Source organism: Pseudomonas sp. S11P7 (assembly GCF_023195435.1).
Taxonomy (GTDB): domain Bacteria; phylum Pseudomonadota; class Gammaproteobacteria; order Pseudomonadales; family Pseudomonadaceae; genus Aquipseudomonas; species Aquipseudomonas fluorescens_G.
The window spans coordinates 2,877,867-2,898,426 of record NZ_JALPKS020000002.1; the positions used below are offsets into that span (position 1 = coordinate 2,877,867).

Annotated in this window: 16 protein-coding genes and 1 pseudogene; 6 read left to right on the forward strand and 11 right to left on the reverse strand. The window is 60.6% G+C overall.

Going from position 1 to position 20,560, the window contains the following annotated elements:
* Positions 1-63: 63 nt before the first annotated feature.
* The 8 genes from M0746_RS13170 to gspG form a co-directional block, all read right to left on the reverse strand.
* Positions 64-1,173 carry a substrate-binding domain-containing protein gene (locus M0746_RS13170; protein ID WP_208937694.1) on the reverse strand — a complete coding sequence of 370 codons (1,110 nt, stop codon included), beginning with the start codon at positions 1,171-1,173 and terminating at the stop codon, positions 64-66.
* 498 nt (positions 1,174-1,671) lie between these two features.
* Positions 1,672-2,883, reverse strand: a complete 1,212-nt coding sequence (gspF, locus tag M0746_RS13175; RefSeq protein ID WP_208937695.1) for a type II secretion system inner membrane protein GspF — start codon at positions 2,881-2,883, stop codon at positions 1,672-1,674.
* Complete coding sequence (gene gspE / locus M0746_RS13180) at positions 2,883-4,289, reverse strand: type II secretion system ATPase GspE (RefSeq protein WP_258449484.1); 1,407 nt, start codon at positions 4,287-4,289, stop codon at positions 2,883-2,885. The genes gspF and gspE overlap by 1 nt, the downstream gene beginning before the upstream one ends.
* The gene (gene gspD, locus M0746_RS13185) at positions 4,286-6,667 is read right to left on the reverse strand and encodes a type II secretion system secretin GspD (protein ID WP_258449485.1); all 2,382 of its coding nucleotides are present in this window, start codon (positions 6,665-6,667) and stop codon (positions 4,286-4,288) included. The genes gspE and gspD overlap by 4 nt, the downstream gene beginning before the upstream one ends.
* Entirely contained in the window at positions 6,664-7,206 is a 543-nt protein-coding gene (locus tag M0746_RS13190; RefSeq protein WP_258449486.1) for a type II secretion system protein M, read from the reverse strand. The genes gspD and M0746_RS13190 overlap by 4 nt, the downstream gene beginning before the upstream one ends.
* On the reverse strand, positions 7,199-8,377 hold the full coding sequence (gspL, locus tag M0746_RS13195) for a type II secretion system protein GspL (protein WP_258449487.1): 1,179 nt from the start codon (positions 8,375-8,377) through the stop codon (positions 7,199-7,201). Before gspL ends, M0746_RS13190 begins: the two co-directional genes overlap by 8 nt.
* A complete protein-coding gene (gene gspK, locus M0746_RS13200) occupies positions 8,374-9,333 on the reverse strand; it encodes a type II secretion system minor pseudopilin GspK (protein ID WP_258449488.1) in 960 nt (319 codons plus the stop codon). The genes gspL and gspK overlap by 4 nt, the downstream gene beginning before the upstream one ends.
* A gap of 8 nt (positions 9,334-9,341) precedes the next feature.
* The gene (gene gspG, locus M0746_RS13205; protein ID WP_090282977.1) at positions 9,342-9,800 is read right to left on the reverse strand and encodes a type II secretion system major pseudopilin GspG; all 459 of its coding nucleotides are present in this window, start codon (positions 9,798-9,800) and stop codon (positions 9,342-9,344) included.
* A 147-nt stretch (positions 9,801-9,947) separates the two neighbouring features.
* Here gspG and gspI point away from each other — a divergent pair, with 147 nt between their 5' ends.
* The gene (gspI, locus tag M0746_RS13210) at positions 9,948-10,334 is read left to right on the forward strand and encodes a type II secretion system minor pseudopilin GspI (protein WP_258449489.1); all 387 of its coding nucleotides are present in this window, start codon (positions 9,948-9,950) and stop codon (positions 10,332-10,334) included.
* A gap of 93 nt (positions 10,335-10,427) precedes the next feature.
* On the opposite strand, the gene M0746_RS13215 is transcribed toward gspI, so the two are convergent.
* Positions 10,428-11,057, reverse strand: a complete 630-nt coding sequence (locus M0746_RS13215) for a dTMP kinase (protein ID WP_258449490.1) — start codon at positions 11,055-11,057, stop codon at positions 10,428-10,430.
* A 102-nt stretch (positions 11,058-11,159) separates the two neighbouring features.
* Between M0746_RS13215 and M0746_RS13220 the strand changes: the two are divergent.
* A pseudogene (locus M0746_RS13220) lies at positions 11,160-12,220 on the forward strand (SDR family oxidoreductase).
* A 55-nt stretch (positions 12,221-12,275) separates the two neighbouring features.
* Here the strand turns inward: M0746_RS13220 and M0746_RS13225 are convergent.
* Positions 12,276-13,151: a LysR family transcriptional regulator gene (locus M0746_RS13225; protein ID WP_258449491.1), complete on the reverse strand. Its 876-nt coding sequence runs from the start codon at positions 13,149-13,151 to the stop codon at positions 12,276-12,278.
* A gap of 99 nt (positions 13,152-13,250) precedes the next feature.
* On the opposite strand from M0746_RS13225, the gene M0746_RS13230 reads away from it, so the two are divergent.
* The 4 genes from M0746_RS13230 to M0746_RS13245 all read left to right on the forward strand — a co-directional run bounded on the left by M0746_RS13230 (position 13,251) and on the right by M0746_RS13245 (position 17,998).
* On the forward strand, positions 13,251-14,420 hold the full coding sequence (locus M0746_RS13230; RefSeq protein WP_258449492.1) for a mandelate racemase/muconate lactonizing enzyme family protein: 1,170 nt from the start codon (positions 13,251-13,253) through the stop codon (positions 14,418-14,420).
* A 103-nt stretch (positions 14,421-14,523) separates the two neighbouring features.
* Entirely contained in the window at positions 14,524-15,831 is a 1,308-nt protein-coding gene (dctA, locus tag M0746_RS13235; RefSeq protein WP_258449493.1) for a C4-dicarboxylate transporter DctA, read from the forward strand.
* 118 nt (positions 15,832-15,949) lie between these two features.
* A complete protein-coding gene (locus tag M0746_RS13240; protein ID WP_258449494.1) occupies positions 15,950-16,822 on the forward strand; it encodes an isocitrate lyase/PEP mutase family protein in 873 nt (290 codons plus the stop codon).
* Positions 16,823-17,185: 363 nt separating this feature from the next.
* Entirely contained in the window at positions 17,186-17,998 is an 813-nt protein-coding gene (locus M0746_RS13245; protein ID WP_258449495.1) for a DUF1206 domain-containing protein, read from the forward strand.
* Positions 17,999-18,095: 97 nt separating this feature from the next.
* Here M0746_RS13245 and M0746_RS13250 read toward each other — a convergent pair whose 3' ends face one another.
* The gene (locus M0746_RS13250) at positions 18,096-20,486 is read right to left on the reverse strand and encodes a TonB-dependent siderophore receptor (RefSeq protein ID WP_258449496.1); all 2,391 of its coding nucleotides are present in this window, start codon (positions 20,484-20,486) and stop codon (positions 18,096-18,098) included.
* Positions 20,487-20,560: the final 74 nt, after the last annotated feature.

Here is a 20,560-nt window from a genome sequence, read left to right on the forward strand (position 1 = left end):
CGGGAGCCAAAAAAATGGCAGCCCCGAGGGCTGCCATTCGTGTTGCAGAGTGAATCGAGCGCCTTACTGAGGACGACCGATGGTGTTGCAGACGCTGGTGTTGTTGATGTTCAGGTTGTAACCGTTAGCGTTGGAAACGAAGGTCTCATACACCTTGGTTTTCCAGGCCGATGGCACAGTCACGAAACCGTGGTTCTTGATGGCCAGGTCGTTGGTGGTGGTGTTGTAGTGAGTGGTCAGGAAAGCCTTCACGTCGTTGGCCACAGCTGCATCCTTGTAGCACTGACCAACGATGAGGTTGGTGTAGGCAGCCAGTTTGTAACCGATGGCCGGGTTAGCCACCACTGGCGACCAGCGAGTCGGATCAGCGGCCAGAGCAGCGGTCGCCGGTGGAGTCACCGAAGCCAGTGCCAGGGCAACGTTGGCCGAGGTTGGCTGCACGTTGTTGATGCGCGAAACCAGGGCGTTGCTGGTGGCGTCTACACCATCCGGACCGACATAACCGAGCGAACCATCAACGGCTGCAACGGTAGGCGCAACGTCAGCAGTGCCAGCGACACCGACCCAGTTCGAAGGCAAGGTGGAACCGGCTGGACGTGCTTTGACGAACGTCGAGTTGGTGGTGAACTTGGTTGGGCAGACAGCATTCAGGTGACGGGTGAGAATTTCCGAAGTACCGCTGGAAGTGTTGCGATAAACGATGCGGATCGGCGTGGTGTCAGCAGTGCCCAGCAGGCCGCCCCAGGTCGTCACGGTGCCCGAGAAGGCGTCGCACAGTTGAGCGCTGGTCAGGTTCAGAGCGGTCTGGCCGGATTTTTTGTAAGGGATGGCAACCGAAGTGGCAACCGAAGGCAGTTGGATCAGCGGACCGTATGAACCGCCGAACGCGCTGTTGTAGGTGCTGATTTCCGAAGCGCTGAGCACCGAGTCGCTGCCGGCGAAGTGCACAGTGCCGGTGGCGCCAAAGCCAGTGGCGACGTTGGTCAGGAAAGCCGTTTTGCCGGCGCCGCTACCCACAGCCGCGTAGCTGAAGTTGGCGGGCAGGATGCTGTCGGCAGAACCTTTGTACAGAGCGGCAGGCAGCGTTGCACCACCACCGGTAACGGCCATGGCTTGAGCGGAGGCCAGAGCGGCGACGGTCAGGGACGCGGCGATCAGAGTGCGCTTGAACATGAAGAATCTCCTTTTCAACTAGGTTGTGAACACAGGTTTTCGGATGACTTGCATGACGCTTTTATTGAGGACTCACCGGGCCCTCGCTGGCTGGCCTGGGTTAAGTCGCACTGAGAAATTCGCAGTTTCCGGTGACAGATAAAGGAAAAAACCTCGGGAGCTGAACGCTGTTTTCAGAGCGGTTTTCTCGGGTGTTTGTGGGGTTTGTCGGAGTCTCTGGATCGCGGGTTTGGCGCAATCGGGCTGGAGCCGTTGGCGGGTGGTTGCAGATGACAGAAAGGAGAACCCGAGGATGGGGGAATTGACGGTCGGGTGATGGAGAATCTTTTGCAAAAACTTTGAATTGTTCATTGGCCTGACTGGCCTCATCGCTGGCAAGCCAGCTCCCACAAGGAGCCAGGTTGACAATGCGAACTGCGACACAACACAAAACCCTGTGGGAGCTGGCTTGCCAGCGATGAGGCCGGCCCAGTCACCATCAATATTTCAGGCACACCGCTACTGGACCAACTGATTGATCTCAATGATCGGCAACAACACCGCCATCACAATCACCAGCACCACTCCTCCCATCACCACAATCATCAGCGGCTCCAGCAGTGCAGTCATGCCCATCGCCCGGCGCTCGATGTCGCGCGACAGGGTCTGCGCCGCGCGCTCGAGCATGGGCGGCAACGAGCCGGTTTTTTCGCCGCTGGCGATCAAGTGAATCAGCACCGGCGGAAACACGTTTTCGACGCGCAACGCCGCGGCCAGATTCGCGCCCTCGCGCACTTTCGCGGTTGCCTCGCTGACGCTCAGGCTCAAGCGCTCGTTGGACAACGTCTGCCGCGCCGCCTCCAGCGCGCGCAACAGCGGCACCCCGGCGCCGCCGAGAATCGCCAGGGTCGAGGCGAACCGTGCCGTGTTCAAGCCCAAGATAAACCGCCCGAACAGCGGCAACTTCAGCACCCGGTGATGCCAGCTCAACCGCGCCGCCGGGTTGCGCAGATACAGCCGCCAACACCAGAACGCCCCGGCCATGAGCGCCGCACACAACCAGCCCCAGGCACGAATGAAATCGCTCGCGGTAAGCATCGCCAGAGTCAGCCCCGGCAAATCCTGGCGCGCCTGGGAAAACGCACTGACCACCTGCGGCACCACGTAACTGAGCAGGAAAATCACAATGCCGATCGACACCAACCCGACCACGCCCGGGTAGATGAACGCGGTGAGAATCTTGCCGCGCAAATTGTTGCGCTCCTCGATGTAATCCGCGAGACGTTCCATGACTTGCGCCAGATCCCCGGACTCTTCTCCTGCGGCAATCAGCGCCCGATAGATCTCGGGAAAGTCCCGCGGTCGCGCCGCCAGCGATTCCGCCAGGCGCATGCCGCTGCGCACATCGGCGCGCACGGCGCTGAGGGTGTGAGCGATGTGCTTTTTCTCCGCCTGCTCGACGGTGGCACTCAGCGCCGCTTCCAGTGGCAGACTCGCGCCGAGCAGGCTCGCCAGTTGCCGCGTGGCCCAGGCCAGATCGTTGTCCGACAGCCTGGCGCTGAACAGTCCACCGCCACCATGCTGGGCAACGTTGCTTTCCTTGTGCACCGACAACGCGGTCAAGCCGCGGCCACGCAAGGCGCTGAATGCCGCGCCCTGACTGTCCGCCTCCAGATGCCCGGACTCGATCTTGCCGCTGGCATCGGCAGCCTCAAAACGATAGCGATTCATCAGGTGTCCCGGGTCACACGCAGAATTTCTTCCGGCGCGGTGGCGCCGCTGCGGATCCAGCGCTCACCGTCCTCACGCAAACTGAACATCCCGGCCTTGGCGGCCGAAGCGCGCAAAGCCTGCTCGCCTGCCCCTTGGTGGATCAGCGTGCGAATGTCGTCGTCGATGCAGAACAACTCGTGGATGCCGGTGCGGCCGCTGTAACCGGTCTGGTTGCACGCGGCGCAACCGACCGGCCGCCAGGTGCCGGGCGCTGCCGGATCTTCCTGTTTGCATTGGTTGCACAGGCGCCGCACCAGTCGCTGCGCGAGTACGCCGAGCATCGATGAGGCCAGCAGAAACGGCTCGACACCCATGTCGATCAAGCGGTTGACCGCCGACACCGCGTCGTTGGTGTGCAGCGTCGCCAGTACCAGGTGACCGGTCAGCGAGGCCTGCACGGCGATTTGTGCGGTTTCCAGATCGCGGATCTCGCCGATCATGATGACGTCCGGGTCCTGCCGCAGAATCGCTCGCAATGCCAGGGCGAAAGTCATGTCGATCTTGGCGTTGACCTGTATCTGGCTGATCCCGGGCAAGTCATATTCGACCGGGTCTTCGACGGTGAGAATGTTGCTGGTGCTGGCGTCCAGTCGCGCCAGCGCCGCGTACAGGCTGGTGGTCTTGCCACTGCCGGTCGGCCCGGTGACCAGCACAATGCCGTGGGGCTGACGGATCAGATGATCGAGTTTGGCCAGCACCTGCGCGTCCATGCCGAGGGTTTCCAGTTGCAGGCGCCCGGCCTGTTTGTCGAGCAAGCGCATCACCACGCGCTCGCCATGGCCGGTCGGCACGGTGGACACACGAATATCGATCGGCCGCCCGGCCACACGCAAGGCGATCCGACCGTCCTGCGGCAGACGTTTTTCGGCAATATCGAGCTGGGCCATGATCTTGATCCGCGACACCAGCGCGCCGTGCAGCGCCTTGCGCGGCGAAACCACATCGCGCAGGGTGCCGTCGACGCGGTAGCGCACCACCGAATGGGTTTCGAACGGCTCGATGTGAATGTCGCTGGCCTCATCGCGCGCCGCCTGGGTCAGCAAGGCGTTGATCATGCGGATCACCGGCGCGCCGTCCTGGGTGTCGAGCAGGTCGGTGATTTCCGGCATGTCCTGCATCAAACGGTCGAGGTCGACTTCGTTTTCCGCAGCACCCACCACGGCGGCGGCGCTGCCGGTGTCGGAATACGCGGCGGCGAGCAAGCCGTCGAGTTCGTCATCGCGCACCCGCTCCAGCCGCGCCACGCCAAACTGGCGCCGCGCTTCGCTGATCGACCAGCCCGGCGTCGACGGGCACACCGTCAGCACGTCATCACGCAGCAGAATCCGCTGCGCCTTGGCCCAGGCGTAGGGCAAGCGGCTCACAGGCGCGGGCCTCCCTGAATTGGCACTGCCTTGATCGTTGCGCGCGGGCCAGAAGTCGGCACCACCGCCGGCACACCTTGCGCCGCTGTCGGCAACTGCGGCGCCTGCATGTCCGGCATCGCCCAGCTGCGCTCCGGTTGCAGACCACCCTGCGCGCGGCGCATGAAGTCGTAGCGGTTGAGCGTGATGCTGCGCCCCGATTCGCTGTCGCGAATGATGTACGGGCGCAGGAACACCATCAGGTTGGTCTTGGTAATCGCCCGGCGCTCGTTGCGAAACAGCGCGCCGATCCCGGGAATCGTCGACAGCCACGGCACCGCGTCGTTGCTCTGGCTGTAGCCGTCCTGCAGCAGGCCGCCGAGGACCATGATCTGCCCGTCATCAAGCAAAATACTGGTGTCGATCGCGCGTTTGTTGGTGACGATGCCGGCCGCGTTCGCACTGGCGGAAGCGCGTTCGTCGATGCTGCTGACTTCCTGATAAATGTCGAGCTTGACCGTGCCGCCCTCGGAAATCTGCGGGCGCACGTTGAGCTTGAGGCCGACCTCTTCGCGGGTCACGGTCTGAAACGGGTTGTTGCTGGTGCCACCGCCGCCGGTGACGTAACTGCCGCTGACAAACGGGATGGTCTGGCCGACGAAAATGCTCGCCGCTTCGTTGTCCAGAGTCAGCAGGTTCGGCGTCGACAGCACGTTGGTGCCGCCCTTGCTCTTCAGCGCGCGGGCCAGCACTTTCAGGTCGAGAATCTTGCCGATCCCGGGAATGTCGACGGTGCCGTTGACGTAGCCGAGGTTCAGCCCCTGCGGCAGCACATCAAGGCTGGTCTTGCCGTTGAGGTTGATCCCCGAACCGCCCAGGTTGGCGCCGCCGATCACGCCTTTGCCGCCGAGATCGCCGGTCTGCCATTGCACGCCGAATTCGCTGGCATCGTCCTCGCCGACTTCGACGATCAGGCTTTCGATGACCACTTGCGCGCGGCGCTGGTCGAGCAAGTCAATGACCTCGCGCAGGTTGCGGTACAGCGGCTCCGGCGCGGAAATCAGCAAGGTGTTGGTGGTGGCGTCGGCCTGAATGGTCACGCCGCCAGCGGTGAACGCGACGTTCTGCTCGCTGCTCTGCGCCCCGCCGCTACTGCTGCTGGCGCCGCTGCCCTGGGCGTAACTGCCGCCGCTGCTGCCGCTGTTGGTCGTCGTTGCAGTGCCGCTGGTTTGAGTACCGCTCTGGCCACTCTGCCCAGCGTTGCCACCGGTGCTGCCGCCCATGCTGCTGAGCACCGAGCGCGCACTGTCGCTGCTGCCGCTGTCGCTCTCACCGGTCAGCAGGCCGCGCAGGGCTTGCGCCAGTTTCGCCGCTTGCGCGTTGCGCAGATAGACGACATGCAAATTGCTCGGATTGCTTTGCGCGTTATCGAGTTTGTAGATCAGGTTGCGCGCCAGTTCGGTGCGCTCGGGGCTGCCGGCGCGAATGATGATGCTGTTGGAACGTGGATCGCCGATAACGGCAATTTTCTGCGTCGGATCATTGCCCGGTGCATCGAGCAGGTCGGCAACCATCGGTGCGATGTCGGCGGCGATACCGTTCTGGATCTGCACCACGTCGGTGTCGATCGCGCTTGGCGAATCGATGCTGGCGATCAACTGCGCCACGCGGGTGAGGTTCTCGGCGTAGTCAGTGATGACAATGGTGTTGTTGCCGGGATAGGCATTGATCGGGTTGTTCGGCGAGACGATCGGCCGCAGCACCGGAATCAGATTCACCGCGTTCTCGTATTGCAGGCGAAAGGTGCGGGTGAGCATGCCGTTGCCGGCCGGTTTGTCGGCGCTGTAGATCGGCCCGCCGAGCAGTTTCGCATCGGCTTCCGGCACCACCTGGGCGACACCGCCGACATCGACCACGCTGAAGCCCTGCATGCGCAATGCCGCCAGCAACATGTCGTAGGCCTGCCGCGCCGGCACCTGTCCTTCCGAAACCAGGGTCAGCGTGCCCTTGACCCGTGGATCGACGAGAAACTGCTGGCCGGTCGAACGCGACAGTGCGCGCACCACCGCTTGAATATCGGCGTCGACAAAATTCAATGTCACCGGTTGATCGCCCAACGGGTTGCTCGGCAAGGTGCTGCCCGTGGACGTGGCGCCGGCCCGCGCGCTTTTGCTGATGTTGTGCAACTGTTTGGGCGCCGGTCGCGCCTGCGCCTGCGCGCGTTCGCGATCGAGCACCGCGTCGCCACTGCGCTGGGTATTCGCCAGCGGTCGGCCCAGTTCACTGTCGACCAGCAGCGGTGGCTGATTTTGCGGCGCTCCGGTGTTGCTGCACGCACTCAACGCCATCAGCAACAACGGCAATGCCAGTTGTGCCGGTTTGGATCCTGACCCCTTCATGAAGCTTCCTTAGCGCCCAGCGCCTGATCCATGCGAACGGTGCCTGACAACGTGCCGGCAGTGACTTCGGTCGAGGGGTTGTCTGCGCGCTGCAAACGCGCCTCGACCACTTGCAGAGAAAGTTGCGACGGCGTGCTCAGCAGCCAGTCGATTACGGCGTCCGCTGGCGCGCCATCGAAGCTCAGTTGCCAGGCGCCGGCCTCACCGGGTTGCAATTGATAGTGCCCGGCCAGGCTGCTGGCCTGCAGGGATTGCTCCAGCGCCTGGGCCACGCTTTGCCCGTCCGGACGCACGCTGACTTCGCGCAGCAGCACCTCCAGCGCTTCGGTTTGTGCGCGCAGCTTCGGCGTTTCGGCTTGCCAATAGCTGATTTTTTTCAACGGCGGCTGGATCAGCGCAACCCACAGTAAAAGGCCAATCAGCGCCACGGCCATGCCGCCGACCATGCGTTTCTCGCGCGGCGCCAACGGCTGCCAGCGCGCCTGCAACTGAGCGCTGAAGCGCTGCCACTTCGCCCGGTAAGGCGCGAGCTTATTCATCTTCATTTGCTCCGCTGCTGTCGTCGCTGTCGCTTGCAGTGGCTTCGCTGGACGGGCGCAAAATCCAGCCCTCCTCGTCGGCGGTGACGCTGATGCCGGCCTGCGCCAACGTGCTTTGCCACTCTTGATTGTTGGCGCTGCGCCGGGCCTCGCTGAGCAACGCCAGTTGCAACGTGCCGTCGGCAAAGGTCAGGCGCTCGACCGTACCGGCCATGGACGGCATGCCGCTGCCGGCCTGCAGCACCAGGCGATTGAAGGTTTGTGCCGGATCATCGGTTGCGCCTTTCTGCCGCTCGGCCAATTGCTGACGCGCCTGTTGCAGCGGGTTGAGGATCACCGGCAATTGCGGGAAAGCCTGTTTGACCCGTTGGCTCATCTGCGCCTTGAGCTGCTGGCCCTGGCTGGCTTCGCGCGCGGCATACAAATTCAGGCCAACAACCCACACCGTAACGGCCAGTGCCGCTAAGCCGATGGCCCGGCCCCAGCCGCGATGTTCGGTAGTCTGCGACTGCACCGCGCCGTGCAAGCCCCACCCCGGCAACGGTCCAGTCCAACGCTGGGCTTCGGCCATCGGCACCTCGGCAGACGCCGGCGCCTGATCGCCAATCCAGTGCAGGGTGGTGCCCGGCTCCCACATCGCGGTGTCGACATCCTCGCCGAACAATGGCTGCACCCGCGCGGCTTGCACGCTGTCACGCAGCAGCAGATGCCCGTCCCGCACACACGCGACGGTGCCCGGCAACACCGGCAAGCTGTATGCCGCCGGGTAGAGACCGCGCAGATTCAGACCCGCGTGTTTCAACAACTGCGCCAGTTGTAGCAACGGTTGCCGCGGTGCCCAGGCGATCTGCACCCGCCCGGCCTCGTCGCGCGGCCCGTGGGCAACGTGCATCTCGCTGAGGTCGCCAAGCACCAAGGCCTGCGCCGCGCATTGCACCGCCGCTGCGGTTTTATTGGCCGGCAGCGGCGGCAGATCGATACTCGCCAACAGGCTGTCCGCCGGGTGCAGAAAACCCAGCAGCGGCGGCAGTTTCGGCACCTGGCTCAACTGCCTAAAGCTCATGGATTGTTCACGGCTGACCTGACCGGCACGGTCCAGCCAGGCAACGTGCAGCTCGCTATCGAGATCAAGATCCGCCAATGGCGGCAGTGCCACTCTGAGCTGACTCATGCGCCCACCCGCGACCAGACCACTTGCGGCAAACGATCCTGACTGCGATGCAGCAACGCCTCGAGACTGACCCGCCGCTGATCGCGCCGCGCTTCGCCGCGCAGGCGAAACCAGTAGCTGGTGATGCCAACGCGCACAGTGGTCAGCTCCAGCTCAGGCATGCGCAAGCGGTTGACGAAATCGCCCCGGTTGATGAACCAGCGCCCGGCATCGCGCTCATTGATCAGCGCCTGCGCGCGCTCCAGCGATAACCCCGGCACATACGCCGCCAACACCGGCGCGGTGGCCGTGTTGCCATTGAGCCAGGTCGTCGCCGGAATCACCGTCAGATACGCCGCGAGTTTGCCGATCACCGCGTCATTCACCCCATCGACGCTGCGCAAATCTTCAAGGCTGCGCAGCATCGGCAATGTCGGGTTTTGTGGTTTGCGTGAAGTGTTTGGCGAGGTCAAGCGGCCGCTGTCAAAGGTGTTTTTCGTCGTCTCGGCGATCTGCGCATTGAGCAGTCGCGGGTAAGCGCCGATCACCCGCTGGATGATCCGCTGGCTCAGCCCGGCATTGACACCGAGCAACCCGCACAAGCGCTCGAACGCTTGCACCTGCTCGTCATCAACGCGCTCGTTGGCCACCAGATTGCGCAGGTTGAACTTGCCCTGCTCATCCTCCAGCCGCCCCTCAAAACCCTGCGCATTCAAGCGTTGCGCCCACGGCTGATCGAGCCGGGTCAAGGGGTCACGCTGGCGCGCATCCCAGAGCAATTGGCGGCTGATCTCCAGCCCACCCTGCGCCAGCCAACGCCCCTGAATCCGTTGCTGATCGGCTTCCAGCGCACGGGTCGAAACGCTCTGGCGCGTCAACATCCCTGCCGCGATCACCGCCACCACGGCAGCAATCAACAAGGCGCTGATGATCGCCATGCCTCCCTGCTTCGCCCCTTTGGGCGAACGGCGATTCATGGCCGGCCTTACAACTGCCAGGAACCGATATCGGCATTCACGCCGTCGCCGTCCGGCTGACCGTCGGCACCGAGGGAAAAGATGTCGATCTCGCCATTGGCGCCGGGGTTGAGGTACTGATAAGGCCGCCCCCACGGATCGTTCGGCAAGCGCTCCAGGTACGAACGCCAGTTGCTGTTCTTCGCATCCGCCGGCCGCTCCACCAACACTTTCAAGCCCTGATTCATGCTCGGGTACGTGCCGTGATCGAGGCGATACAACTTCAACGCCTGCATCAAGCCGCCAATGTCCTGCTTCGCCGCCGTCGCCCGCGCCTGATCCGGCCGGTCGAGCACCTTGGGCACCACCATCGCCGCGAGAATCCCCAGAATGACCACCACCACCATGATCTCGATCAGGGTAAAACCCTGCTGACCACGCGGCGTGCGCAGCGGTTGTTTGCGCGAAGTGAAAGGTGCGATATCCATCTCGACAGTCCTTGGCTTGGTTCGATTCGACGCGCAGTGTTGCAAGAAGATATGTCAGGGATGTTGAAAATCCTCGGGAGTTTTCGTCGTCAAGCCGTCAAGGACGCGGGTTAGCGTCGAGGGCTGTTTTTTGCTTTTGGGCCTTTTATGCCTGCGCGCTCCCGAGAAGCCGGATTCACCCTGATTGAAGTGCTGGTGGCGCTGGCGATCATCGCCGTGGCGATGTCCGCGGCCGTGCGTGTGGCGGGGTTGATGACGCAGAGCAACGGGCTGCTGCGGGATCGGTCGATTGCGCTGGTGGCGGCGCAGAGCCGCATGGCGGAGTTGCGATTGGAGGGGCGGTTGCCGACAGGCATGAAAGCGGTTGAGTGTGATCAGGGGCGGTTGTTGTTGCGCTGCGAGCAGGTGATCGCGACCGCAGAAAAGGGACGGCTCCTCAAGGTCGGGATTCAGGTGTTTGATCGCAGTCAGGATGCGCCGCCGTTGGCCAGGCTGGAGACTTTAGCGTCGCGGACGGACAGCCCCTCACCCTAGCCCTCTCCCTCAGGAGAGGGAACTGATTCGGGCATATTCGAGAGTTGCGCTGACCCGAGCGTGACGCATTGAATCCATCATCGACACGGTCATTCAGGTCGATGTGCAGAGACCGCTCATCACCCGATTAATCTCCCCAACCACCCGCCTCGTCGCCTCCTCGATCGTTCCCTCATTCCGGCATAAAAACCAACCCTGATCCGCAACGGCTTGTTCAAACGCCTGAGTACAAGCGACATGTTCCTCCAGTCCTCGAAGCACGGTACTGCTCAAGCCGCGCCGTCGTGCAGCCGCCCTCGCCCAGGAGATCTCCGCCGCTGTGACCACGCCGACATGCAGGTCTGGCACCTGGACGTCGCGATCAAGGTTCAGTTTCAGGATTTCTGCGAACGGAACTGTGCGGCGAAACGCGGCCTCGGACGGGTACCAGCGATCGATCAGGATAATGCTGTCGGTGGGCTGTCTGGTCAGCACGTGCCGGGAAATCCAGCGGCGGCTATCAGCCAGACGCTCACAAACTTGCAGCTCCAGATCCCGGTCAGGTTGGCGGGCAAGCCGGTTCACCAAGTGCATGGTCTCGCCCCGGAAAGGGTCGCTTTTTTTCTCGCACAGCCGGATGACTTTCTGGTTGTCGGCCCTCAGGACTTCGGTGATGGCCTCCAACAGCGAGGTCTTGCCAACGCCTTTGGGGCCATCCAGCGCGACAAACAGCGGACGATTCATTTTTCTCGGGCTTCAACGGGGATGAGGGAACACTCTAACGGATTTTCCGGTTGAACCTCTGTTGCTCAGGCGTACTCCGAAACCTGAATACAGGAGAAAGCTATGACTCAGACAGCTTTGGTCGTGGGCGCCAGCGGTATCGTCGGCAGCGCCATCACGCAGTTACTCATCGATAACCAGTGGCAGGTCGCCGCGCTGTCGCGCCACCCCTCGCAAGCGTCAGGCGTGATCCCGGTCGCGGCTGATCTTCAGGATCCGGCTTCGCTGGAACGTGCACTCGCGGGGTTGAAACCCACCCATGTGTTCATCACCACATGGTCACGGCAAGCCACGGAAGCCGAGAATATTCGCGTCAATGCCGCCATGGTCCGCAACGTCCTCGCCGCCGTTCGTCCCGCCAAAAGCGTTGAGCACGTAGCGCTGGTTACCGGCCTGAAACACTACCTCGGCCCGTTCGAAGCGTATGGAAAAGGCAGCCTGCCGCAAACACCGTTTCGCGAAGAGCAGGGTCGTCTGGATGTCGAGAATTTCTATTACGCCCAGGAAGACGAGCTCTTCGCCGCCGCCGAAAAGGATGGTTTCACCTGGAGCGTTCACCGCCCGCATACCGTCACCGGAGTAGCCGTTGGCAACGCGATGAACATGGCCACCACCCTCGCCGTCTACGCCTCGATTTGCAAAAAAACAATCGCCCATTTGTGTTTCCCGGATCACGGGTGCAGTGGGACAGCCTCACCGACATGACCGATGCCCGGCAGTTGGCGAAACAGCAACTATGGGCGGCCACCACGCCGGCGGCGGCTAATCAGGCATTCAATGTCACCAATGGCGATGTGTTTCGTTGGAAATGGATGTGGGGGCGGATTGCCGAATACTTCGAGGTGCCCGCTGCCGAGTATCCCGCTGCACTCTCACCTCTGGAGGAGCAGATGGCCAACGACCAGGCCGTATGGACGCAAATAGTTGCCGAACATGGTTTGAAAGAATCTGACATTGGTCGACTGATATCGCCATGGCATACCGATGCAGACCTTGGTCGACCCATCGAAGTGGTCACGGACATGTCGAAAAGCCGTGCAATGGGTTTCACGGCCTACCAGGCGAGCGATCAGGCATTTTTCGACGTGTTCGACAAACTGCGCGAGATGCGCTTGATCCCTTAGGTCGTTCCACAGCGGATATGAAACGGGATAGCGCCTGACTTCAGGCGCCATCCCGCTAACCGCCCACGCGAGCCCAGAATTCTTCCGCTGAAGGGCTGATGGGTGCCGTCGGGCGCGTGAGGTGGATTTCCAGAGGGATATCCCAGCTTTCATCCAGCGCCCGCACCAGCCGTCCGTCAGTCATTTCCTGTTCGGTCAGACTCTTGGGTAACCAGGCGACCCCCTTGCTCTCCAACGCCATCGACATCAGAACCGCCGCTAGATGACTGCTGAAAAGCGGCTTGAGGTGAAGATAATCTTCTTTGCCATGGAGTCGATGAGCAACGATTCGGCCGAGGCCCGATTCGTGGGTGTAGGCCAGATAAGGCAGTGTTTCAGGGGAGGTACCGAAATGGGCAGAAGGACTCGCCAGCGGCACCAGCACATCCTCGCCGATCTTCTTGCCAATGAACTGATCAGGGGCTAGTAACGGCGGTACATCGGGGTGGCGATGACACAGGAGAAACTGAACCTGGCCTTGGATCAGCATCTGCTCGCACACCGCCATGCTGTCCGAATGCAGACGTACCGCTTCTATCGGTGCGCCGTTTTCGGCACTTCTCAACCATCGTGGGAAGAAAGTGAATGACAGAGAATGAGTGGCGGCAAATTGCAGTGTTTTTGCAGCCATCCCGGCCACTTCCTGCGCCTCGGAGCGCATCCGGTACAGGCGCCTGGCCGCCTCTTGAGCACTAGGCAAAATCTGTCTTCCCGCCTCGGTCAAGGTCGCGCCCTGCGGGGTGCGCACGAACAGTTCGACGCCCATCCAGTTCTCCAGCGAACGGACTCTGCGACTGAAGGCAGGCTGCGTCACGTGGCGCGCTTCAGCGGCACGAACAAAGCTGCCGTACTCCGCAAGCGCTGAAAAATCCTCTAGCCAAACGAGTTCCAAGGGCAATGCCTCCTGTGCATAGGGCGCGGCATTAATAGCATTGGGCGGGTGTCATCGCAAAGCATAACGTGGGGCCACAAACAACAAGAGGAACCCGTCATGCGTATCGTCGACATCCGTGAAAAAACCGTTTCCATTGCCTCCCCGATTGCCAACGCGTATATCGATTTTTCCAAAATGACCTGCTCGGTCGTCGCGGTTATCACGGATGTGATTCGCGATGGAAAACCGGTCATCGGCTACGGTTTCAACTCCAACGGTCGGTATGGTCAAGGCGCTCTGATGCGTGATCGCTTCCTGGCGCGCATCACCGAAGCTGATCCAGAAACGCTCGTCGACCATGAAAACAATAACCTCGATCCGTTTGCCATCTGGAAGGCCCTGATGACCAACGAAAAGCCTGGCGGTCACGGCGAACGTTCGGTCGCGGTGGGCACCATCGACATGGCGGTATGGGATGCCGTCGCCAAGATCGAAGGCAAACCGCTCTATCGTCTGCTGGCCGATCGTTACCGTAACGGCGTGGCCGATGACAAAGTTTGGGTCTACGCAGCAGGTGGCTACTACTACCCAGGTAAAGACCAGACCAAACTCAAAGCAGAAATGCAGAGCTACCTGGATCGTGGCTACGACGTTGTCAAAATGAAAATCGGTGCGGTGCCACTGGACGAAGATATCCGTCGCATCGAAGCGGTACTCGAAGTGGTTGGCGACGGTCGTCGCCTGGCAGTCGATGCCAACGGTCGTTTCGATCTGCAGACCGGTATCGCTTACGCCGAAGCGATCAAGAAGTACAACCTGTTCTGGTACGAGGAGATCGGCGACCCGCTCGACTACGCACTGCAGGCCGAGCTTGCCAATCACTATGAACTGCCCATGGCCACCGGGGAAAACCTGTTTTCCCATCAGGACGCGCGTAACTTGCTGCGTCACGGCGGCATGCGCCCGGATCGCGACTTCCTCCAGTTCGACTGCGCGCTGTCCTATGGGCTCGTGGAGTACATGCGCACGTTGAAAGTGATGGAAGAAATGGGCTGGTCTTCGCGCCGCGTCGTTCCGCACGGTGGTCACCAGATGTCCTTGAACATCGCCGCCGGCCTGCACCTGGGCGGCAACGAATCCTATCCCGACGTGTTCCAGCCTTTCGGCGGCTTCGCCGACGGCATCAAGGTGGAAAACGGCTATGTCGGCCTGCCGGATATTCCAGGGGTGGGCTTCGAAGCCAAATCCGCCTTGTACGCCGTCATGCGCGAGCTGGGCGAAGGCTGATCCCGATCGATCTGCGGTTTCTTTTAAGAGGGGCCGCAGACTCAGGCGTCTTTCGCAGACGCCAAACCACACGCCCATCACAACAATAAAATGAGGTGCTTCCGTGGAAACGTCCAAGTCCCGCTGGTACAGCCAGCTGTATGTGCAAGTGCTGATCGGCATCGTGATCGGTGCCGCGATCGGTTACTTCGTACCCGATATCGGCGCCAAGCTCCAACCCTTTGCCGATGGCTTCATCAAGCTGATCAAAATGCTCTTGGCACCCATCATTTTCGGTACGGTCGTGGTCGGTATCGCGAAGATGGGCAGTATCAAAGAGGTCGGGCGAATTGGCGTGAAAGCGCTGCTCTACTTCGAGATTCTTTCAACCATCGCCCTTGTCGTCGGCCTGATCGTGGTCAACATCGTCAAGCCTGGCGTCGGGATGAACATCAACGTCAGCGCGCTGGATGCCAATGCGATCAGCAAGTACAGCCAGGCCGCGACTGAGCAAGGCGGCACCGTTGAGTTCTTTCTGAACATCATCCCTCACACCTTCCTCGGCGCGTTCTCCAACGGCGTCATGCTGCAGGTCATTCTGCTTTCGGTATTGATGGGTGTGGCGCTGGTTCAAATGGGCGAAACCAGTAAGCCGTTGATCAATACCATCGATCTGTTTCTGCAGGGTCTGTTCAGGATCGTGGCGATGGTCATGCGTCTGGCGCCACTGGGTGCCGGTGCCGGCATGGCATTCACGATCGGCAAATACGGGATTGGCACGCTGCTATCGCTCGGGCAGTTGTTGGTCGCCCTCTACATCACCACCTTGATTTTCATCGTCGTGGTACTCGGTACGGTGGCCAGATGGTCGGGTATGCCGCTGATGCAGTTTCTGCGCTACTTCAAGGATGAAATTCTCATCACACTTGGCACCTGCTCAACCGAAGCGGTGTTGCCACGCATGATGGTGAAACTGGAAAAACTTGGCTGCAAAAAATCGGTCGTCGGCATGGTGCTGCCGACGGGCTACACCTTCAACGCCGACGGCACCTGCATCTATCTGACCATGGCCGCCATCTTCATTGCCCAGGCGACCAATACGCCACTGACCTTCATGGATCAGATGATCTTGCTGGGCGTATTCCTGCTGACCTCAAAGGGCTCGGCCGGGGTGGCAGGCGCAGGTTTTGTAACGCTGGCCGCAACGCTCACCACCATTCACTCCATTCCTCTGGTGGGCCTGGTCTTGCTGCTGGGCATTGACCGGTTCCTCAACGAAGCGCGGGCCGTGACCAACCTGATCGGTAACGGCATCGGCACCATCGCTATTGCCAAGTGGGACAACTCGTTTGATGTCGAGGCGTGCGAGCGTGAAATCGCCGCCATGAAACACGAGAAAGCGACCAGAAAGGCGTTGCTGGCGCAGAAATAATCTGCAAAGGGATCCGGTCATCTCGCCTTCAACGGTGATGACCGGTAGCGCCTTCCAGGTCTCGTTCAACTCGAATGAGACCTCGCACATCACTGGTAGAAATCTGATGGAGCCGAGAATGACTGAGCGATCACATCATCAACTACGCAACGTGTTCGGTGATTTACTCAAAGGAAACGTCTGCAAGTTTGCTGCTTCGGTATTCGACCCTATCTCGGTTCGCATGGCTGGCGATCTTGGCTTTGAGGTGGCCATTCAAGGAGGTTCGGTCGCCTCGCTTCAGGTACTCGGGGCACCGGACATCGCGTTGCTCACACTGGATGAATATGTCGAGCAGGTTTCCCGAGTCGGCCGGGCCAGCCAGATCCCGATCATCGCGGATGCTGACCATGGATTCGGAAACGCGCTGAATGTCATGCGCACCGTGACCGAGTTGCAGAAAGCCGGTGTCGCTGCCCTGACGCTGGAAGACACTCACCTGCCGGCCAGGTACGCCGAGCAATCGCCTGTGCTTATCCAGAGGGAAGAAGCCGCGAGCAAGATTTACGCCGCGCGGTTTGCCCGGTCAGATGACGCCCTCAGCATCATCGCCCGAACCAACGTGGCCGTGACCACGCTGGGAGATTCCATCGCACGCACCACGGCGTATGAAAAGGCTGGCGCCGACGCGATTTGCCTCGTCGGGGTCAAAGACTTCGAACATCTGCACGCACTCACTGCCCATCTGAGTGTGCCGATCATGTTGATCAACTATGCAAATCCGGCGCTGAGCGATGTTGAGCGACTGAGTGCTGCCAATGTGCGGATTGTGGTCAATGGGCATGCGCCGTATCTGGCCGCCATCGAAGCGACGTACGGGGCGTTGTGTGAACAAAGCGGCGCAAAGGGACGCGAGCTTTCGCTTTCTGAGCTGCTTGCCAGATACACACTTTCGGACCATTACCGGGAGTGGGCGGAAACCTATTTGAGGTCAGGTCGCGATTTGAATTGAGTTTGAAGCAGGTGAACTGAAGCGTCATGGGGCGAGGCTGGAGACATTGTTGCCGCAGACGGACCGCCCCTCACCCTAGCCCTCTCCCCCTGGAGAGGGAACCGATTCGGGGATATTCGTGGGTTGCGTCGAGCTGAACGTGGTTCGTTGAATCAGGAATCGCTGAAGTTAACCAAAAGCCATAATCACTATGGTCTTGCAGGTCGATGTACCCCTAAAGACACCTCGGTCGGCCCCCTCTCCCTCCGGGAGAGGGCTGGGGTGAGGGCAGCGCGCCATCGCCAATCAGATTGATAGACAGCAAGTAGAACCCCGGCCAGCACGAGGGGTCTGCTCTTGTATACCTTCTCTGGAATACTTCGAATGTCCGCGCAACATAGCTTGGTAATACTTGCTCGAGGCGGTTATGCCGCTCGTGGCGTGCTGTATTTGATCATCGGTATTTTCGCGCTGCTGGCGGCGCAAGACTCGACAAAACCCAAGGACAGCCACAAAAGCCTGGAGGCACTGCTCAGCCAACCGTTCGGCTATTTCCTGGTTGGGCTTGTGGTAGCAGGCTTGCTTGCCTTTGCAGCTTGGCGCGTCCTGCAAGCGACGCGTGATGTCGATCATCATGGCAAGGACCTCAAAGGTCTGGTCATTCGTGCGGGTCTGCTGGCGGGCGGTATGGTCAACGGCGCTTTAGCGATCTTTGCACTGGGTTTGCTCGTCAGCGGCATCAGAAGCTCGGGCGATTCCGGTGGGCAGACCAAGGACTGGCTGGCGCATTTGTTGTCCTGGGATCACTCGAATCTTTTGGTGTACCTGATCGCACTCGTTCCGCTGGGTGTGGGTATTGCGCACATCATCAAGGGCTGGAAGGCGACGTTCGAGAAATACTTTGAGGCTGACGAGGATGTCATGCGGTATGTCCGTCCCGTCTCCAGGTTCGGCCTTATCGCCCGTGGGGTGGTTTTTATCGAGATTGCGGTGCTGCTGGCCGTCAGCGGTTCCACTTATCAAGCGATGGATCCACCGGGTATGAAAGAGGCTCTGGACGCGCTGCAGAATCTTCCAGCGGGCTGGTTGATCTTGATCGTGATGGCGTTGGGGCTGATTGCTTTCTCGGTTTACAGCTTTTCTGAAGCGTTCTGGCGAAAGATCAATATGGATGTGCCTGGGGTAGCGAGACCGTAAAGCTACGTTCACCGCTTGCCGATTGGTAACCAGGTTGGCGGTACCCGCGATAAAGCGGGCACCGCTTCCTGACATCAAAGAAGGCTTAAACGCCCACTTACCAGTTGTAACTCACTTTGGCGGTAATCTCGCGACCCGGGTTGTAGAAGTTCGCTGTGCCGGAACCGACCACGTGCTGCTCATCCAGCAAGTTGCTGACGTTCACCGCCAGGTCGGTGCCCTTGGCGATCTTGTAGTTGAAGGCGGCGTCGAACAGCGTGGTGCCATCGCTTTTGTCGGAGTTGGCTGCATCGAAGTAATAAGAACCGACGTAGCGCGCACCCAAACCAACGCTGACATCCGTGCCGGGCAAGTCGTAATAACTCCAGAGCGAAGCGGAATGCTTGGGTGCCGTGGCGAACTCGTTACCCTTCAGCGAACTGCCGTCGTACAACGAACCGCGCAGTACTTCCGACTCCATATAGGAATAGCCACCGATCAGGCTGAGGTTCTGCGTCACCTGCGCCTTGGCCTCCAGGTCGAGACCACGGGCCCGCGACTCGCCCACCGTTTGTTGCTCGATGATGCCGCTCGGCAGCACCACGGCGATGGTGACGTTTTCCTGGGTCAGGTCATAAACGGCGGCGGAAAACAGTGCGTCCATCCCCATCGGCGCATACTTCACGCCCACTTCGTACTGCCGGCCCGTCTGCGGTGTGACGCCAACCTGCGGCGGCGAGACGGATTCCACCATGCTCACATAAGTGGACACTTCGTCGTTGACGATGTAAGTCAACGCACCGCGGTAAGAGGTTTCGGAGAAGGTGTCTTTCTCAGTCGACTGCAAGCCTTTGCTGGTCAGGTCCATCGAATCGTTGCGCACACCCCCGGTGACGATGAAACGCTCGTAGAACGACAGGTTCTGCTGAAGGAACACCGCCTTGGTGGTCGCGTCTCGCTTGTTCACGGCATACGGCGCGATCGAGCGTGAAACGCCAGTAAACACGGGATTGGCAATATCAATCGGGGTCGTCAGGGCGTAGACAGAGCTTTCCTTGGTGGTCGAATCCAGATATTCCACGCCCACCAGACTGCTGCTGTCGATGTTCTCGAAGCGGGCATCGTATTGCAGCATCAGATTGCCGTTGAACTGGTCCGCCTCGGTGTCTGTGCCAAACAGATAGCGGTCGACGGTCGTACCGACACGTGCGGCGCTGTCGCTTAAGTAAACGTAGCCAAAATCATCGGTCAACTTGCTGTAACGCAGATTGCTGCGCAGTACGAAGCCGTTGTCGAAGTCATGGGTGACGTTACCGCTGAGGCTGGTGCGCTCGACATCGTGGAAGTTGTAGCTCGGCTCGCCATAGAACTTGCTGCGGTCGTATTCCTTGTCCAGCGGGTAACCGCCACTGTTGGGCGAACTTTCGGTTTTCAAGTAATCCAGAATCACCGTCGCCGACGTGTAATCCGTCGGAGCCCAGGTCAGGCCACCCATAAACAACTGGTTGTCGTCCTGCGAGTGGTCGTACTCGCGGTCGCTGTTCTGGCCTTTGGCAGTAAAGCGCCCAGCCAGGGTTTTCTCGTCGTTCAGCGCATCGCCCACATCGATGCCGGTCTCGACATGGTCGAACGAGCCGTAGGTCACATAGCCCTGACCAAACTTCTCGAAGCGCGGTTGTTTGGTCACGAAGTTCACCGAACCGCCGGGGTCTGCGGGGCCAAACAGCGTGGAGTTGGCGCCACGCAGAATCTCGATGCGCTCATAGGCGAATGGGTCTTCGCGTACGCCGCGCATCGAACTCAGGGTTAAGCCGTCACGGTAGGTGGTGGCCTGGAAGCCGCGGATCTGAAAGTAGTCGTTGCGGTCATCCGTGCCATAGAAGTCACTGACCACACCCGGCGTGTATTGCAGCGCCTCTTCGGTGGTGCTGACGCTGCGTTGCTGCATTTCCTTGTTGGTCACCACCGACACCGACGCCGGTGTGTTGAGAATGCTGGTCGCCACCTTGCCGCCCACCCAGAGTTCCTTGGCGACCACCGAGTTGGTGTCGTCGTCGGCGCTGACCCGAACCTTGGCATTGATGATGAGAGGTGCAAGGCGGTAGTCCTCGACGTCCGTTGCGTCGAGCTCCAGCGGGCCGGCGGGCTTTGCCTGAGGGACCAACTGGTAGGCATTCGGGCCTTGCTGTTCGGTTTGCAATCCGCTGCCCTGCAGCAACGAGGCCAGCGCTGCCGATGTATCGAGCGTGCCATTCACGCCAGCCGTGGTGCGGTTCGCGACACTCGACGCATCGAATGAAAGGCTGATGCCGGCCTCGCGCGCAAAGCGATCAAGCGCCGGCGCCAGCGGGCCCGCAGCGATGTTCCACGGTTTGACTTGATTGCTTTGGTCAGCGCTCGAGGTTTGCGCCAGCGACGGCAATGCGTAGCTGCTGACGATCAAACCCAAAATCGCCGCGTGCAAGGCGCGATTCAATGGATGGCGCTGTGAAACCGGGGACGAACTCATTTTCTCGCTCCAAGAAAGGACATCGACAGACTGGCCTGTATTCCGGCCTTCCAAAGAGGTCGAACGAGAATGAG

Bases quoted from the DNA above. Each gene is read 5' to 3' on its own strand.
- M0746_RS13190 (WP_258449486.1), bottom strand. From the start codon at position 7,206: ATGAATAAGCTCGCGCCTTACCGGGCGAAGTGGCAGCGCTTCAGCGCT.
- M0746_RS13245 (WP_258449495.1), top strand. From the start codon at position 17,186: ATGTCCGCGCAACATAGCTTGGTAATACTTGCTCGAGGCGGTTATGCC.
- gspI (WP_258449489.1), top strand. From the start codon at position 9,948: ATGCCTGCGCGCTCCCGAGAAGCCGGATTCACCCTGATTGAAGTGCTG.
- gspG (WP_090282977.1), bottom strand. From the start codon at position 9,800: ATGGATATCGCACCTTTCACTTCGCGCAAACAACCGCTGCGCACGCCG.
- M0746_RS13240 (WP_258449494.1), top strand. From the start codon at position 15,950: ATGACTGAGCGATCACATCATCAACTACGCAACGTGTTCGGTGATTTA.
- gspL (WP_258449487.1), bottom strand. From the start codon at position 8,377: ATGAGTCAGCTCAGAGTGGCACTGCCGCCATTGGCGGATCTTGATCTC.
- gspD (WP_258449485.1), bottom strand. From the start codon at position 6,667: ATGAAGGGGTCAGGATCCAAACCGGCACAACTGGCATTGCCGTTGTTG.
- M0746_RS13250 (WP_258449496.1), bottom strand. From the start codon at position 20,486: ATGAGTTCGTCCCCGGTTTCACAGCGCCATCCATTGAATCGCGCCTTG.
- M0746_RS13230 (WP_258449492.1), top strand. From the start codon at position 13,251: ATGCGTATCGTCGACATCCGTGAAAAAACCGTTTCCATTGCCTCCCCG.
- gspF (WP_208937695.1), bottom strand. From the start codon at position 2,883: ATGAATCGCTATCGTTTTGAGGCTGCCGATGCCAGCGGCAAGATCGAG.
- gspK (WP_258449488.1), bottom strand. From the start codon at position 9,333: ATGAATCGCCGTTCGCCCAAAGGGGCGAAGCAGGGAGGCATGGCGATC.
- M0746_RS13170 (WP_208937694.1), bottom strand. From the start codon at position 1,173: ATGTTCAAGCGCACTCTGATCGCCGCGTCCCTGACCGTCGCCGCTCTG.
- M0746_RS13215 (WP_258449490.1), bottom strand. From the start codon at position 11,057: ATGAATCGTCCGCTGTTTGTCGCGCTGGATGGCCCCAAAGGCGTTGGC.